This is a genomic window from Bacillus sp. NTK034 (assembly GCF_017303275.1).
Classification (GTDB): Bacteria; Bacillota; Bacilli; order Bacillales; family Cytobacillaceae; genus Cytobacillus.
On the sequence record NZ_JAFKOJ010000005.1, the window covers coordinates 90,643 to 107,764 of the forward strand.

Annotated in this window: 14 protein-coding genes and 1 pseudogene; 1 reads left to right on the forward strand and 14 read right to left on the reverse strand. The window is 43.5% G+C overall.

All coding sequences use genetic code 11. From position 1 onward, the window contains the following. Window positions 1-62: 62 nt before the first annotated feature. The 14 genes and pseudogenes from JI665_RS15420 to yhfZ all read right to left on the reverse strand — a co-directional run bounded on the left by JI665_RS15420 (window position 63) and on the right by yhfZ (window position 16,297). Window positions 63-2,843: a DUF6359 domain-containing protein gene (locus JI665_RS15420; protein WP_206840580.1), complete on the reverse strand. Its 2,781-nt coding sequence runs from the start codon at window positions 2,841-2,843 to the stop codon at window positions 63-65. Between the two features lie 517 nt (window positions 2,844-3,360). Continuing rightward, window positions 3,361-4,308 (reverse strand): methyl-accepting chemotaxis protein, encoded by a 948-nt coding sequence (locus JI665_RS29225; RefSeq protein ID WP_414635275.1) that lies wholly within the window; start codon window positions 4,306-4,308, stop codon window positions 3,361-3,363. Beyond that, a pseudogene (locus JI665_RS29230) lies at window positions 4,303-5,124 on the reverse strand (cache domain-containing protein); the annotation flags it as partial. The pseudogene JI665_RS29230 and the gene JI665_RS29225, both read right to left, overlap by 6 nt. A 164-nt stretch (window positions 5,125-5,288) precedes the next feature. Beyond that, window positions 5,289-5,855 (reverse strand): LysM peptidoglycan-binding domain-containing protein, encoded by a 567-nt coding sequence (locus tag JI665_RS15430; protein WP_206840584.1) that lies wholly within the window; start codon window positions 5,853-5,855, stop codon window positions 5,289-5,291. Between the two features lie 198 nt (window positions 5,856-6,053). Next, on the reverse strand, window positions 6,054-6,671 hold the full coding sequence (locus JI665_RS15435; RefSeq protein ID WP_206840586.1) for a cell wall hydrolase: 618 nt from the start codon (window positions 6,669-6,671) through the stop codon (window positions 6,054-6,056). 235 nt (window positions 6,672-6,906) lie between these two features. Next, window positions 6,907-8,643 carry a methyl-accepting chemotaxis protein gene (locus JI665_RS15440; protein WP_206840588.1) on the reverse strand — a complete coding sequence of 579 codons (1,737 nt, stop codon included), beginning with the start codon at window positions 8,641-8,643 and terminating at the stop codon, window positions 6,907-6,909. 122 nt (window positions 8,644-8,765) lie between these two features. Then, the gene (locus JI665_RS15445; protein WP_206840590.1) at window positions 8,766-9,959 is read right to left on the reverse strand and encodes a phosphopentomutase; all 1,194 of its coding nucleotides are present in this window, start codon (window positions 9,957-9,959) and stop codon (window positions 8,766-8,768) included. A 2-nt stretch (window positions 9,960-9,961) separates the two neighbouring features. After that, a complete protein-coding gene (locus JI665_RS15450) occupies window positions 9,962-11,122 on the reverse strand; it encodes a YhfX family PLP-dependent enzyme (RefSeq protein ID WP_206840592.1) in 1,161 nt (386 codons plus the stop codon). A gap of 27 nt (window positions 11,123-11,149) precedes the next feature. After that, the gene (locus tag JI665_RS15455; RefSeq protein ID WP_206840594.1) at window positions 11,150-12,292 is read right to left on the reverse strand and encodes an aminotransferase class V-fold PLP-dependent enzyme; all 1,143 of its coding nucleotides are present in this window, start codon (window positions 12,290-12,292) and stop codon (window positions 11,150-11,152) included. After that, on the reverse strand, window positions 12,292-13,209 hold the full coding sequence (locus tag JI665_RS15460; RefSeq protein ID WP_206840596.1) for a phosphotriesterase family protein: 918 nt from the start codon (window positions 13,207-13,209) through the stop codon (window positions 12,292-12,294). The genes JI665_RS15455 and JI665_RS15460 overlap by 1 nt, the downstream gene beginning before the upstream one ends. A gap of 32 nt (window positions 13,210-13,241) precedes the next feature. Beyond that, window positions 13,242-14,534, reverse strand: coding sequence for a YhfT family protein (locus tag JI665_RS15465; protein ID WP_206840598.1), 1,293 nt, complete (start codon window positions 14,532-14,534; stop codon window positions 13,242-13,244). 27 nt (window positions 14,535-14,561) lie between these two features. Further along, complete coding sequence (locus tag JI665_RS15470; RefSeq protein WP_244671216.1) at window positions 14,562-14,840, reverse strand: DUF2620 domain-containing protein; 279 nt, start codon at window positions 14,838-14,840, stop codon at window positions 14,562-14,564. Between the two features lie 82 nt (window positions 14,841-14,922). Next, window positions 14,923-15,297 (reverse strand): PRD domain-containing protein, encoded by a 375-nt coding sequence (locus JI665_RS15475; protein WP_206840600.1) that lies wholly within the window; start codon window positions 15,295-15,297, stop codon window positions 14,923-14,925. A gap of 67 nt (window positions 15,298-15,364) precedes the next feature. Further along, window positions 15,365-16,297 carry a GntR family transcriptional regulator YhfZ gene (gene yhfZ, locus JI665_RS15480; RefSeq protein ID WP_206840602.1) on the reverse strand — a complete coding sequence of 311 codons (933 nt, stop codon included), beginning with the start codon at window positions 16,295-16,297 and terminating at the stop codon, window positions 15,365-15,367. Between the two features lie 199 nt (window positions 16,298-16,496). Between yhfZ and JI665_RS15485 the strand changes: the two genes are divergently transcribed. Continuing rightward, window positions 16,497-17,072: a transposase gene (locus JI665_RS15485; RefSeq protein WP_206840604.1), complete on the forward strand. Its 576-nt coding sequence runs from the start codon at window positions 16,497-16,499 to the stop codon at window positions 17,070-17,072. Window positions 17,073-17,122 lie beyond the last annotated feature (50 nt).

The following is a 17,122-nucleotide window of genomic DNA, read 5'->3' on the forward strand; positions in this document are numbered from 1 at the left end:
GGGTGAATTGTTTTATAAAGTGAGAGATTGAAAGCCGGAGTATTAAACTCCGGCTTCAACTTCTATGATGCTTCCTCTTCCTCATATGGAGACTCTATTTCCTCCCCATCCGAATCTTTGAAAATAATATGAGACGGATTCGCTTTTTTCCCAAGTGTCCATTTCTGTACATTTTTGGCACCGCGGATTTCTGAGACTTTGCTGCTTTCGATCATGACTTCTTTAATTTCTGATCCTGTTAGATCGACAATTGCTCCTTTGTTGGCAGAGCTAATGACCACTTTTGTATTTTTCAGGCCTTCTCCTTTAACTGCTGCTGATTTCTTCAGCCATAGACCTTGCGAGAGGCTGGATGTTCCATCCATTACTACCAAAGCATTATGTGGTCCAACCACGAATTTCTTCGCATGGTAGTTTACTAGATTGAAAACATGATCATATTTAGGCTCTTCCGGTTTAACTGCCGGCTTTAAGCTTGTCTGAATCATGACAGGGTCATGGTCACTTGCCCGGCCATGCTCTTCCATGAAGCCTGAGTTGATGTGAAGAATATCGACTTCTGTTTTCTTGGCGAGGTTGTTGGATACTAAAATGTGATCCAGAACCTGCGCATTTCCCTGGTAGTTATACGTATAGCGCTCTTCTAGCTGCACTTTTTCGATCATGTTTGTTAATTCATCGCCCTTTAAAGCCTTTAAAGGATTGGAGAATTCAAAATCGTTAAAGTCACCAAGCAGGACGATATTGGCATTTGGGTCTTCCGCTTTGACATCCTTTACAAAACCGTTAACCACGTTAGCGATTTTCATGCGCTGAATTTCACTGTTTAAGACAGGGGGCTGCACTTTTCCGAATAACGGAAGATCTCCGCCTTTCGAGTTAAAATGGTTGGCCACGACAATTACGCTTTCCCCCTGGAATTCGAACTGGGCCGCCAGTGCTTTGCGGCTATCTTCAAATGCTTCATTTGTTGGATCAATGCGTCCCGGGTTTAGCGTCAATTTGCCATTTTCAAAATCAACTGCATCAGTTGCAGAGCCCTTTTCACCTTCGGATAATGTTACCCTTTCAGCGTTATAAAGGAAGCCCACACGGATGTTTCCTCCCGGCTGGCCGCCATCCTGTTTATCTTCTGGAGCGATGTCAGTATATGTGTAAGCTGGACCGCCCAGTTCTTTTATTTTTTCAATTAATAATGCTGCACTTAGATCTGCTTCTGTTGTGCCGCTATCCGTTGGCCCGTCATTATCCTGAACCTCTGTCAGACCAATGATATCCGGCTGCTTCATATTATCAACAATAGCTTCTGCTAATCTCGTAACCTTTTCAGCATCCGTTTTGGTTGAGAAGTTTTCAACATTATAAGATGCGATGGTTAATTGATCCTCTTCAGGAATAAGACTTGTTTCCTCTCTTACTGCAGGGCCTTCTACAAATTCTGGCAATGAGTCTGCATCACTTAACACTTTATAGTTGCTGAAGCCGTAGCTGACAACCCCCTGGACACTGCCGTTGAAGCTGTCGCCCATTTTAGCTGCAAAATTTTCATCATTAATATCAATAGTGATCCTCTCAGGGTTAAAATCATTTTCCGAGATGCGAAGGCCGCCTGCTGTTGTGTTTGTTTCCACATCTTCCGGAACGACTATAAGCTCACCGTATTTTTGCGGTGCCACCACTTTAGGGTTGTCCACTTGAACAAGCATGCCTTCCAGGCTTTCATAAAAATCAATGCCGTCCTGCTCCGGATCAAACTCCCCAAAGCTGTCATCATCGATCACTTCAGTTGGCAGGTTCTCATTATTCAGAGTGACTGGAGCAGGAAGCTCCTGGCCTGAAGCAATTTTATTAATTGCTGAAGCATTAATTTCGGTGACTGGCAAATCTGTCTCCAGTTTTTCAGCATATCCGTCAAGCACCCATTCTTTCACCTGGCCAGAAACGGATACCACATCTCCAACAGATACACCATGTCCCTTTTTATAAACCAGGATTCCTTCAGAAGTTCTCTCATCATCGTCAGGCTGCTGATCCTGCATGTAGAAATTGCTGCTGTCTACCACCTTGGTGACAATTCCTTCAACGTCTGAAACCTGCTGGTTGGCATATTGGGAATAGTGTCCCACACCCTGGATATCATGAATGTGCAAACCTTCAAGCCCAATCATGTATTGAAATACAGACACCTTGCTGTCAGTTAAGCCTTCTTTTACAGCTATGGCTTTAATAGTTGTCTCATCATTAATGACGATTGGATTAGAATATACTTCGCTTTCAGCCGTTGGCTCTGATCCATCAACTGTATAATGGATTGCAGCGCCATCAGTGGAGGTTGATAGTTCAACTGCCGTTCCAGCTTTAACTGGTCCTGCTTCAGGGGAAGCTGTAACCGCTGATACCTGAGGTGTACCCGTATCTTCTGCAAACGTGTAAGCTGTTGGGCTTTTTAAACCTGGAACTGTAAAGTATGCTTCAAGTGAGCCTGTAATTTGTACTTTCTTCCCAAGGTTCTCCGGGTTATCTGCTAAATTCAGCTCTGCCCTTATAGAATTATTCGGCAATTGAACCGGAAGTATTTTACTTGGGTCTGTTTCACTTGCGGAATCTGCAATTGCCAAATTTGTTTCAACCGCGAATGGAGCATTATGTGTATATTTCGGTCCATTTGCTGTCGTTCCTACAATATATCCTTCAACTGTCGCTGTACCGTTATTATTGGCTATTGCTTCTGCCACAGACTTCACTTCTTCTGCACCAGCCGTGGCAAAAGGACTGAATAGACTAAGAATCAAAGCAAAAACACTAATAAAGCTCAGTAACTTTATGCGCTGCTTACCAATCATGTAATCCTCTCCTATTTCCTTATTTTAAACGTTTACATAAGACTACCATTCTAGTAAATCACTCATCTTTTAGGCATACAATCTGATATTTGTAAAAATTGAGTAAATAAGTAAAAACGGGTAAATTATCACGCTCTCCAATCAGGAAAAAAGACCTTTAAAAGAACAGATCACCACTCTATATGTACTATGTTTATAGAGTTTTTCCAGACAAATCATAATAAAAGAAATTTTAAGGCGGGAATTGAAAAAATTAGATAATAATAGTCCCCTTTTACTATGAGTATTACGAGTTCCGAAATACTTGAAAACTGAAGGAGTCTATTGCAGGATTTCAATTCTATTTGCAAACATGGTGTTCTAACTGCAGTTTTCTTCATCTATTTGCATCATATACAACTCAACAACATCGCCCAAACAAAAAAGAAAACTTGCATCTCACATAGCTATCTAAAAATAGCTAAAACCTTGCCGCAGATAAACAGCAAGGTTTCAATTTCTTATTTTGGGGCTTAACCTATATCTTAAATACCTTCACCATATCATTAAGCCCATCAGCAAGTTCAGACAGTCGTTTCGAACTTCCTGTCACTTCTTCCATAGAGCTGTTCGTTTGCTGGATGGATGCTGCAATCTGCTCAATACCAGCAGCAGATTCCTCTGATATGGCTGCTATGTCTTCGATTGATTGGCTGACCTTCGTGCTGTTTTCAGTAATTTGCGAGAGTTGCTGTGTAACTGCCTGCAGACGGTTGACCATATCTGTAACTGCCCCATTAATTTGATGGAAGGTTCCTTCTGTCACTCTCATTTGTTCTGTTCCTTTTGTGACCTCTCCGTATCCGTTTTGAAGTGATATGACAACATCATTGGATTCATCTTTTATCCCGGTTACGATCATTGTAATATCTGAGACAGAATGCGATACTTGCTCAGCCAGTTTACGCACTTCTTCCGCTACGACAGAGAATCCCTTGCCGTGTTCTCCGGCCCGTGCAGCCTCAATGGCCGCATTTAACGCTAGAAGGTTGGTTTGATCTGCAATTTCCTTAATGACGGAGATGAGCTTGGCGATTTCCTGTGACTGTTTATCAAGACCCTGGACTTTTTCAACTGCTCTCTTAACAATTTGATCAATCGTATTCATTTGCTGTATGGAGGTGGTCATTGCCTTGTTTCCTTCTGATGTTAAACACAAGACTTCTTCTGACAGGTTTGAAACCTGTCCGCTGTTTTCATTGGCTGTTCTTATGTACTCGACAAATTCATTCATGGCCTCGGATAAATCTGAAGCTGAACTCGCCTGCGTCTCAGAACCGGATGATAATTCCTGCATTGTAGATGCTACCTGGCTCGTTCCCTCTGTCACCTCGTTTGAAGACTGATTCAACTCTTCGCTGTGGCTGCTTACTTCATCCGATGCTTTTACAACATCTTGAATGATCTTTCTGAGATTTGCTGCCATGCCATTAACACCCTTGCTTAATTGGCCGATTTCATCCTTTGCTGTTATAGCAAGGTCTTCAGCAGAGAGATCATTATTAGCGATTCTTTTGACATGTGCTGAAATCGCTTCAATATGTTTAGACACCCGATTACTGAATATATAAGCGATAATACCAGCCGCCAGCAATAAAATGCCAATAATAATGAGTTGGTTTCTTACATTTTTAATCATTTCCTGTTTATAATACTGCTCTGTTTCCGCTACTATGGAATCTATATCATCCAAATAGTTTCCTGTACTGACTACATAGTCCCAGGGCTCAAACAGTTTGGAGTAAACACGCTTTTTTACCAGTCCCTCTGTTCCCGGCTTTTCCCACATATACTCGGAAAATCCATCGTTATCAGCTGCTGAAAGGATATTTTTTATTAAATAGGTGCCGTCGGGGTCCTGGATTTCCAGCCGGTTTGATCCTTCAGCATCTGGTGTAATAGGATGTGCCACAAGATTGCCCTCCGTATCATCAATCCAAAAATAACCCGATTCTCCATACCTGAGTTCTTTTATTAGCTCTCCACCAAGTGATTTCGCTTCAGCTTCTGATAATTCTCCTGATTGATATTTTTCATACGCATAATTCAAAAGCGAATAAGCAGATTCCACCTGGTTTCTGACATTGGCATCATAATCCTTAATCAAATTTTCTTTGAAGTTCTTTAACTGGATGCTGTTGCTATTGATGGCAGTGATGATATTATACGAGCTGACTGTACCTGCCAATATCACAAAAATCGCCAAGAATACCAGCAATAGCTTGTGTTTAAATTTCCTCACTTTCTGACTGTCCCCTTTTCTTCTGTTTTATAACAAATATCAATAATATGCTCCTCTTAGTATATCGACTCATTCACGCTTTAAATTAATAAATTACTGAAAAATTAATCAATATCCCCCAAAAAAAAAAAGAACCTCCACCTGGGAGATTCTCTTAAATTCTATTACTTATAAACCTTTATAGTCACTGTCTTGCTTCCCCATTGAAGCGCACGCTGCTTGTTTGGGATAAAAACATCAATTTTGTTTCCTCTTACTGCTGAGCCTTTGTCCCCTGCAATCGCCTCTCCATAGCCAGGCACATATACTTTTGACCCTAGTGGAATAACCTTTGGATCTACTGAAATAACTTTTGCATTCGGGTTCTTCTTCAGGTTGATTCCTGTATAAGTAATGCCGCTGCAGCCTTTGCAGCTGGCAGTGTAGGCAGTCGCTTTCACTGTAATTTCTTTATAGGCTTTCGTTGATGCAGCCTTTACAGCTGTCTTTTTAGGTGCTGCAGCTTTTGCGGAAGCTCCGGAAATCTTTAGAACCTGCTTTGGTTTGATATTATCTGAAGTTAGTTTATTCCATGATTTAATTTGCTGTACAGTAACTTTATGTTTTTTAGAGATAGCCCAAAGCGTATCTCCTTGTTTAACTGTATACGTATTTCCAGCGGCTGAAGTGACATTGGAAAATCCAAACGATAGAAAAACAGCTGTTACCAGATAGATTACTAGTTTTTTCATGATATCTCCTTTATGTCCCTTGATAGGAACATATTAACACCATAAGATAACAGAAAGGTTTCAGTAAAACTCTTTTTATGTTACAGATTAGATGGTATTTAATATATTTGTAATATAAATTACCAGATTTTCATTCTAACTTTCCAACAGAACTAAATAAGGCACCTTTTCCCGCTTGAACAGGAAAGGTGCCTCAATTTAGTAGGCAAAATTGTGACTGCCGATTTGTTTAATGACTGTTCTAGTAAATATCCATTGATCTTTAGCTGTGTAAGGATTGTAATAATAGACTGCACCGCCAGTAGGATCCCATCCATCAAAAGCATCTCTTACTGCCTGATAAGCTTCAGCATCGGGCTGCAGCCAGTACTGACCGTCATTCACAGCTGTAATGGCATTCTTTTGAAAAATAACATTGGAGAGAGTATCCGGGAATTCATTGGACTCCATACGATTAAGAACGACAGCCGCCACTGCCACTTGGCCTTCATAGCTTTCCCCGCGCGCTTCCCCATAAACCACATGAGCCAGCATGTCCACATTCCTAAGCATTTCTGCCGTGTTAACTCCCACAATGCCATCAGCTGCTAAACCAAAATCATATTGAAAGTTTCTTACTGCATTCTCTGTTACCGTTCCATAATACCCTGTATTGTCTGTATTAAAATAACCAAGCTTTTGTAATGCTGATTGAATATATGTAACTTCCGGACCTTCAGAGCCATTCTTTAGAACAGCGGCATCTGCTTTGGGCTGGCTGAAGCTCAGCACAAATACCATTGCGGCAGCTGCCGCAATCCACTTTATGTAATTCATTTGAACACTCCTCTTTATGTATTATTTTAGTGCCAGGCTGCCCTCCTTTTGATAAGGTAATATGTTCCCCTTTGCTTGTTTCCCTAGATGGTCCGTTAGAAAACTCGGTCAAATGGTTTATTTTCTCAGATGGGACTAAGGGACATTTGGAGGTCCCTTCTTGAATATTTCTTTCAATTGAAACTCACTTTTTGGAAAAGGAAAAAACCGCTCTCTATAGAGAACGGCTCACATTTTATATTTTAAACTTTTCCACCGACTGTTCCAGCTGTTTAGAAAGACTGCTCAGCTGAACGGTCAGCTCTGATATCTTTTCTACCGCATCCTCCTGCTGGTCTGTTGAGGCTGCGACCTGGCGGGAAATTTGCGCTGTGTCTTTAGATAGACCCGCAAATTCATCAATGGATGCAGAAATCTCTTCTGACCCGGCTGAGAGCTCTTCTGTTACAGCAGAAACCTCCTGAATTTCCCCAGTAACTCCTTCAACCGCATGCAGGATCTGATTGAATTTCTCGCCGGCACTATTGACCAGTACAGTGCCTTCTTCCACTTTACCTGAGCTCGCATGCATATTTCCGACTGCCTGTTCAATGGATAATCTGAAGTAATTTAACTTTTCGGCAATTTGTCCAGCAGATGCTTTGGAGCCCTCTGCCAGCTTTTTAACCTCCTGGGATACAACGGCAAAGCCTTTGCCATGTTCGCCTGCCCGCGCTGCTTCAATGGCTGCGTTTAGCGCAAGCAGATTGGTTTGCTCCGCTATGCCTGAAATCAGGTTCACAATACCCTCAATTTCAATTGCCTGAGTTCCCAGTTCTTCGATGAATACGGAAGATTCATTTACAATCTTTTTAATCTCATTGATCTGCCGGATGATGGATTGGATTTCATCAAATCCTTCTTTTACCTGCTGTGAAACTGTATTGGATTGTTCGCTCACATCTGTCGAAGCTTCCGCGATACGCTGTATGCCTATGGCCATTTCTTCTATTGCTTTTGCAGATTCCTCACTTCTGATCAGCTGTGTATCAGTAGCCCCTGCCACTTCCTGAATCCCTCTGACAATCAGGCTGCTTGCCTGGCTGATTTCTTCCATCTTGTTTTCTATTTTACCCGAAGAAACCAGTAGTGCTTCTGAAGATGCTTTTATATCTTCAACCATCACTTTTGTATGATGCGTCATCTTTTTGAATGACTCTGTAACTAGACCAATTTCGTCATTCCCTTTTACCTTAATGGAATTAGCCTTCTCTTCTGCTCCCCGGAGGTCTCCATCAGCCATCAATTGGGCTGCTGAACTGATATTCTGAAGCGGGTGCAGTCTTTTTTTGACGAACCAGGCCAGAATGGCAACAACTGCAAGGATTAACAGTATATTTATCACCAGGTTCATCGGCAGCACTTCCAGGAGTACTTGATCTGCAATGCTATTAACATTCTCTGCATTAATGTCGACACCCAATATCCCGATTACTTTTCCATCTGCTTTAATTGGTACAAACGCGGATAGATAGTCTCCATATTCCGGATCATGAACGATCGGTGAACTCGATGCTTTCCCATCCAGAACAGGAGAAATATCTTCATATGTTGCAGCAGTTGTCGGTGTTTTAATGTCTGCAGCAATATCGGAGTCATTCGGCAGGCCATCCACCATGATAAAGAGTTCTTTCTTCTCGGAGTCAGCCATTAAAGTATAAACGTAGAACGCACCCGTTTTCTCCCGAAAATCATTCAGCTGTTCCCTAAGGTCCCAATAAGCCTCAGTCTGTTCGGGATTCTTCAAAAAATCCTCATACTTCTCTGTTTCCATTTTTGAAGCTATATTGTCTGCAATGCTTAGACTAAAATTTTCAATAGACGACTCTACTGAATTTTTCGTACTTAAGTAGAGCATAGCAATATTCCCGAGTAAAACAATTGCCATTCCAATAGCCATAACCATTGCAATTCTAGTGCTGAGTTTTTTCATATATTTCACTCCGTTAGTAAATATTTCTTATTTGGATTATAACTTTTAACCCGGTTAAATAGCACTAGAAAAATCAGGAAATACACAAAAATACTGAAACCATTTTGGCTCCAGCATCTCTATCAATCTATAATCATTTCCAAAAAACTCTCGCCTTCCTCAGTGGCAGGCAGTCCAAAAAACTCGCTAAATGTCGCTCCAACGTCAGCCATCGAATGGCGCTTCCCTATGTTAACCGGATTTACCCGCTTCCCGGCAGCAAGTATTGGAACGTATTCCCTCGTATGGTTGGAATGGCCGATGGTCGGGTCGTTGCCATGGTCGGCCATAATAATTATTAGATCTTCCTCTGCCATCTTGGGCAGGAATTCTGTGAGCCACTGGTCCGTTGTATTCAGCAGTCTGGCATACCATTCGGCATCCTCAGCATGTCCTGCCAGGTCTGTTTCCTGCACATTTACCAGAAATGCGGCATCCTCCTTTTCTTCCAAATAAGACTTCTCTAAAACTCGTAAAACTTTTTCGGTATCCACAATGGGATCTGCAGGCCCTTCACCATGCAAAACATCTGCCGTTTTGCCAATCCGATGTACTTTGAGGCCATGTCTGGCTGCTATCATCGGAAATTGTCCGTCTATGTTTACACCGTAGCCCATGTGATAGACTTCATAGCCTTTGCCGTATACCTGCGCCTTCGGGGCATCTACTCCCCACTGGCCGGGATTTTTTTCATGGACAACTGACAGGATATGCTCAATGGTTGTATAGGGTCCTCCAAATGCAATGACCCGGCTGGTGTCGACATTCTGGCGGACAATTTTTCCGACTTCCTTTAATTCCTTGAAAGGCATTCTATTAAAATCAGCGGTTAAATTGATGATGTTTCCCAGTGAGGACTCAAGATTATCCCCGATGACACAGGCGCCGTTTACTAATAGCACTGGACGGTCTTTCCATGGGTATTCAACCCCGTAGCCCGCTTCTGTTAATGCCTGCGCCAGGTCTCGATGAATATCTTTCATCAGCCTTTTATTTGAGCGCTTCGGGCAGCTTCCGGCAATTTCCTGATGCCCGAGGTACGTATCTGCCCCGTGATGGGCAAGTGCCGAGAAGCCGTAAGCATTGGCAGGGGCAGCCTTGCCATCAACAAGCGTTCCCAGCCCAAGGCTATATAGAGTTGGTATGTTTAAAAAATCCACCGATTCCCGGATATGTTTATAGGTATTGGCACTGCAGTCAGAAGGGCTGAACTCTCCGCAATCCTCCATTGCGCCGATGCCAAAGCTGTCAATCACCAGCAGAATTGCTTTTGCCATCCTTACCACTTCCTTTCAAAGTGAACCAGTTCCGGCTTTCCACTTTGAATTCCTTTTACCAGGGCAATATGGGCCCTTGTGACGAACACCTGGGTACGGAAAGAGAAAACAGCTGTATCTCCTTCAGAAACCTGAAAGCCCTCCGGTTTCTCAATCGCACCATAGTAATCAATCGCTTCAGGAGCCGGTTCGAATGCTTTTACATACTGGTTCAATACTTCTTTTTCATCGCTTCCAACCAGGCAACCGGTTAAATGGGAGCGTCCGTAATAGCCGCCGCCAATGACGTAATAATGCTCGTGATCCTGGTGGGACACTTCCGTTACATATACAATGGCCGGTTTCTCGGGGAGATCCCGGTAAGCATGCAGCGGGGTTGTTCCGGTGAGGGCATGTCCCGGCTCCCCATGTGTCACGCCCTGTTCTGCCAGGAACGGAATGGTTTCACAGCTGGTCGCACTTGGACCGTTTACCTGTTTGACTGTTATGCCCTTTTTCTCCAGAACCTCTTTTGCCTTTAAAAGGGTTTTAAAGTTAGGAGTTGGCTCCATGCTTCTCCTTTCCTTTGATAGCTGAAAGTTCGGGAAGGTTGTGACACCTGCTATGTTAATCCCTGGAAGCTCGGCCAGTTGGAGAAGCTCTTCATCCAGCTTTTCCAATTGAAAACCACCCTGCTGACCGGGATAAATCATATCGCCTTCTGCATACACCCTGAGAAGTACATTCTGTACCATTCCTGATTGAACAGCCGCCTCAGAAAGCTGTCTGGCACGTTCAAGGGAAAATAAGGTAATGACTTCCGGATTCCACGATAGCACTTCCGGCCACTGATTTTTCCCCGGCTGTACCAGATGGCCGACATTTCCGATTTTAACTCCGCCTTCTGCCAATGTTTTGGCTTCGTCGAATTCAACAGCCACTGCCTTTTCGATGCCGTGCTCTGCAATAAGCTGACCTATAAAAGGAAGCCTCCCAAGCTGCTTGCTCATGAAATAAAGCGTAAAGTCATGATTTTTCGCCGTTTTTGCCAGTGCTTCTACATTTTCTCCGAGTATATCGAGGTCAATCACGTACGTATTCGGGGGTATTTGCCCGCTTTGATGCAAGATGACACCTGATTGAATCAGCTTAGGATTTCTGCGCTTTGTTACATCTAAAAACATTGAAGTTTCCCCCTTTATTTACGGGTATCAACGATGGTGCACTTCTTTTGCAAGAGGTATCACTTTTTCCAGAATGCCGATGATCGTGTCCGCTCCTGATTTCATCGGATTGATGCGCAGTCCATATTCCTTCAGCTCGGGCTGTGCTTCCAAAAAGCTGCCGGAAACGCGGTAAATCATCGGGATAATTTCATATTTTGATTCCGCCCCAACCGGATGGGTGGCCGCTCCATGCTCGTCACTGATGCTGATCACACTTTGGGCAATCGGATCTTCCAGCTCTACAATGACATTTTTGGATTGGGCATTCGTCATATAGGCGGCGCGAATTCCGTTCACAGCGCCTTCATTCAGACGGCGGCAGAGCTCTTCCACCTGCTCGTTTTGAATAGCCAGCGATACAGGTGCAAAGGTCATCATTCTTAAAAGCTCCATGGCTTCATAGCCCTGAACCTGGCCTCCGCCCGAGTAGTTATAGTGATGCACCCGTTCGATGGCGTCTTTTTTGCCGGCAATGACCGCAATCCCTTCCGGCCCGAGAAGCTTGAACCCGGAAAAGGTTGAATAATCCGCTCCTAATTCCACGCCAATTCCCTTTGTCTTCAATGCGCAATAATTGTCATCCACTACGATTGGAAGATCCGGGCGTTCTTCCTTCACGGCTTTGATGACTTCGGCCAATTGATAGTGATCTGTCGGCTGCTGACGGGCATGCTGAATGTAGAATACTTTAGGATTTTGATTAGTTCTGATGGCCGTTCTGATTTCCTCAAGATGGTTGTAATCTGCCTGGACTGTTTTAATGCCCAATATCCTTAACGTTTCCTTTGTCGTCGTATAAACAGGTGCCGTGTGAATGAACATTTCATCTCCAGGAGTCAGAAGCATGCTTAGAATATTGCGGATTGCACCTGTTCCGGCTCCCCTGACAAGGGCACAGTCTTCTGTTTCAAAGAAATCCGCCAGAACTCTTTCCACAAGATACGTCTGTTCCGGGCGCTTATATTTCGGAGAAACACCAAGGTCTCCCATCGAAAGAAATTGCTTGCCCTTGAAATAGCGGCTCATTCTGTCTACCAGTTTAAATTGTTTTTCCTGTGCTTCCTGTATGGATAAGCTTGGCAAAACTGAATTTGCATACTTTAATTCAGCTCGGTTGTATGTGGACACTATGATCGCTCCCTTATTGAAAAAGCTCTGGATGGATTAACGGTCAGGAATTGATGAAGAACGCTATCCGGAACTCCGGACTTCTTCAATTCTGGAATAAACGTCTCAAGCACAAGACCGTAGCCAGGGCCTCCGTGCTTCTTCCAATGCGATTTGCGGGTTAAGTCTGCTGAAAGAAGAATTTGCTTTTCAAGCCCGCGGTTTATGAAATCCAGGAGGAAAGCGGCTCTCTCTTCATCGGGACGGTAATTATTTTTTCCGATCGTATCAAACGCGATATAGGCTCCTGTTTCCAAAACAGCCAGAACCTCGTCTTTATTCGGGTTGAGGTCCTGATGGCCGATGATGATCTGATCAGCCGGAAGTCCATACTTTGTCAGCAGCTGCACCTGTTCAAGCCCGAGTGTTCCGAGCGTTGTATGAGTGGTCACCGGAAGCCCGGTTTCGACACCGGCCATAGCGGCACCAATTAGGAGCTCACGTTCGATTGGTTTCATTTCATTTTTGCTTGTGCCCACTTCCCCGATGACACCTGGGAGAATGCCCGTATCAGCAATCCCTTCCCTGGCTTCTTTGATAAAATGCTGTGCAAACTGCTCTGCTTTCCAGCCGTCGGCAAAATGGGGGATATAAGGATCTTTATAGAAGCCTGTACATGTAATAAGGTGAACCCCTGTTGCCTCGCTCAGCCTTTTTAAGGCAAGAGCATCCCGGCCCATACCGTCATTCGTCACTTCAACCATTGACCTTCCGCCGAGACAATAGAAATCCTCCAGTTCCTTACGCATGCCCTGTTCATCATCCAGAATCGTATCCGGATCTTTTTTTACTCGCGAAAGATCAATGGAGAGATGCTCGTGAGCCGAGCAAATCCCCAACTCTTCCGGAGCAATTTTTCCAAGTACGGTTTGTATCATGGCTGTTCGCTCCGTTCTCTTTATTTGTTTTTTTACTGAGGAATGTTCATGATTCCAAGTGCAACCAGAATATTGGCAATGATTCCGACTGCAATGGCACCCACAGGGCCGACCGCAATGCGGACAATCGGGCGTCCTGCCGCTTCATTCAGCAAATAGAAGCCGGCAATGAAGAAGAAGCCGAACCCTGGTGCAATCGCATTGGCAGCGTTCGCCCCGCCGATTAATAGGGCTACTTCCAGAAGCTTGGTCATCGCACTGCGGATATTTTCTCCGGAATTACGGACACCGGGATATTTATCAAGGAATCTCGCAATTGAGCTTAATAGCATAACTTCAATGAAAATAATAATGACACCGCCGATTAAGGCTACCCAAACATTCGGGGAGAAAAATCCAACGACGAAGATGAGTGTAAATCCGACCGGGCTGTATACACCTGTTGCGATCGCTGTACTGGCGACAAGCGGAATAAAACCGAGCGCACGGGCAGCCGCAGCAATTCCGGCATCTGTTGCTTTGCCTTCCGCTAATAGATTAAGAGAAATCGGATCTCCTGCCATGATCCATAGATTTGTAGCAGCAGCAATAAGACCGCCAATAATCATAAAGAACACAACATTTTTTCTGATTTTAGCCACTTTGTCACTGAATACTGCGGCAAGGTCGATGGAAGAGCCCTCTTCTGCCTTTTCCTTCATGGCAAATACAAGAAGGAAGATCATTCCTGTAATAAGGGCCATTCCTTCCTGGTTCAGTGTTACCGTCGTTCCTGAAATCGTAAGGACTTCGCTTTCATTCAGCCAGACAGCGAGCTGTCGGATCAATGCGGAAACGATAAACGTTATGACCCCTTTTTTAACGCTGAACTGCAAAGCAACCGCAAGCGCCGGGAATGCCATAAATGTTACGACAACCGGTGTTCCAACCGCTCCCATTGCTTCAAGGAAATTAAGCGGCAGATAATCGAACAGCTTCACAAATCCTTCGAGTCCGATTAACAGTCCTGCTCCATAAGCACCGCCAATCACTGCCGCAAGCGGGGTTCCCCATTTATTTTTCGGAGTCAGCAAACCGATAATATCTGTTCCCAGCAGGATACTGTGAACGAGGATAATACTGGCCGAGAGTGTAAAAGGTATTCCAAATCCGATTACAAGACCGAAACTCATCGCAAAGGCAGTGAAGGCAAGATCCCGTCTCGTCATCCGTCCCTCCACGTGTTCGGAGACAATTGGACGAAGCCCATCATTGAAAACCGCAATGTTCATATTGGCCAAAACAGCAGCAACGGCACCAATCAGGATAATTAATGTCATTTCCATTTCTATTTCCCCCTCAATTAAAATGGATTAGCTTTTATTCTTTAAAGCTTTGATAATCATAGGCACTGCAGTCTCTTTATGATCAGCTGTAAATCCAAAAGCTTTCTTCCCTTCGCTGACAGCGGTTACAATTTTCTCTTCAACAGGCTTTTTTCCCGGCATGGAGACAGTCTCGCAATTTGGCTTGCCGAGAAGCGCAATCGCCATGGCTAAAGCTCCGCCGCCTCCTGTGTGGCAGGCACCGACATAATAATCTGCCTGTCCTGTCTTAACGGCCATCGCTGCTTCCAGATCTGACTTGACCATCGTCGTTATGCTGCTGTCAATCTCTTATATTAAGCCCTCAATCTCTTTTTTATCCACCTGACCGCCAACTACAATTTTCATCTTAATTTCCTCCTTTGTTGATTTGCAGTACATTAGTGTAATGTATGAGCAGAAAATCGATTTCCTCTTGGGGGAGCTGATTCTTCCATTGCTGCTGTACAAAATCGATTTCCTTCATTGCTATGGATGCTTCCGGTGACTGTTTAACTTCATCCAGCAAGGCAGGATGGGGAGCCTCGACCTGTTCACCCTTTTCAATTCTCGCCAGCGCTGTCGGCAAATGGGTGAAAAGCATTTCAGCTCCATCTATGTCATCTTTTTTCAAGTGTGACTGTAATTGCATAAATGCTAACGTGCTTATATCAGCTGCTTTGGTACTGACAACAGATGAAGCTAAAAGAATGTCCATTCTTTCTTTCAATTGATTTAAATCCATATTTAAATCCCTCCAGAATACAGTATTTAGTATATTAGTGCTGATAAGAAACTAGAACTTCAGTTTCTTAATAGTGAGGATACTTGTTTCCTTCCTCCACCAGCCTTTGGGTCTCTTCCACTTTATTAAACTGGAGGAGCTGGATTTGTTCCCTGATATTTGTTCTTTCACTTTCTATAACAATAGCTGCTCTGGTTGCTTTTATGGCCAGTTCCTTTGCCTTTTTCGATTTAAAGTCAGAGGAGGCAAACGTTTTTAGTGCCCTCGCTTCATCCGCGTTCCAGACTGCTGCATCAATACTGCCGTTTTTCAGCATGTTGAAAAGCTGCATATAGTCCACCTTTATCAGTTCAACCTTGTGCTTTTCACATTCAAGGAGGGTAATGTTAGCCTGGTCGGCAGATGAATAGTCAATTCCGATTTTCATGCCATCTGAAATCTCTCTGTTTTTGCTATCTGAAAAAAAGACTTTATGGGATGTTACATAGGTCTCCGGTCCAAGTGTATGGAGGATTTCCAGGCCCTCAAATTCCTGTACTGCCTCTTCTGCCGCCAGCTGGGACATGATCGCAAAATCGTAGCGCCGGGTTTTTAATGATTCGATGCGCCTTCTCGCCCCTCTCATATAAGCAAGGCCTGACTTTTTATTGATTTCCTCAAACCCTTCGACAATACCAGTCGCCAATCCCTCATACTTTCGGGAATAAGGCAGCGGCATTACGCCCATCACCGGTCCGATGCCGGCAATCTCATACAGCAGGTTGATGTCCCTTTTTTTCAGAAAGGTCCCAAGATGCCCCCTGGATTCAAGAGATATGGCATGCAAATCCTCCAGCACTCTTAATGCCCCCTGCACAGTCCCGCGGCCCAATGATAGCTTTTCCGTAAAATCACTTACCCTCGGGATTCTCTCTCCCTCTGAAAACTGAATGAGCTCCTTTGCAATAAACTTGGCAGCCAGCCCATTCTTTGAATATAAACTTTCCCAAATACGGCTCATATTGTAATACCTCTTTACCTTTGATCAATATACAAAAAACTGTATATTATAAGTTTAGCTGTAATGGTTTGTTAATTCAAGAGTTTTCTAAAAAATATAAAAACGGGTGACAGGCACCACCCGAATTTTGTCGATTTAAAGGAATTCTCCCTCTATGAAGAGAATACATACAGGGATAATTAGGAAAGGAGAATATAGGATGACCCGCGCGAAAAGAATTTGGAGTCCAAACCATTACCACCATGTGGTCAGCCGTGGTAATTGGAGAGCAAAATTGTTTGAAGACGAGTTAGATTTTATCTCATTTTTGAATATCCTTCACTACACTCATCGTTCTACCAACTTCGAAATTGCAAGCTACTGTTTAATGTCAAACCACTATCATCTCATGCTAAAAACTCATGAAGCATCCCTTTCAAAGGTAATGAGAAACGTTAATAAATACTATGCTGATTACTACAATAAAAAATATCAAGTACAGGGACATTTATTTGAGAAACGCTTCTTCAGTAAACCTATTTATGATCTTTATGGGCTGCTGGAGGTTAGCCGCTACATTCACTTAAATCCTGTTGAAGCAAAAATTACAGATGCTCCTCAAAACTACCGCTGGTCAAGCTTCCCCTTTTATTATTACTCACAGCAAAGAACTCCTGATTATTTTAACCTCAAACCAATAACTGAACTTTTTTCAGGAAGAAACGAAAATAAGCAAAAACAAAATTACTGTAGATGGATGGTAAAAGACATTAAGATTGAACATCTCAATAAATAATAATTAGTTTTTCGCCATAGGAATAGGGATTAGTGGTCTATAAACTGGTA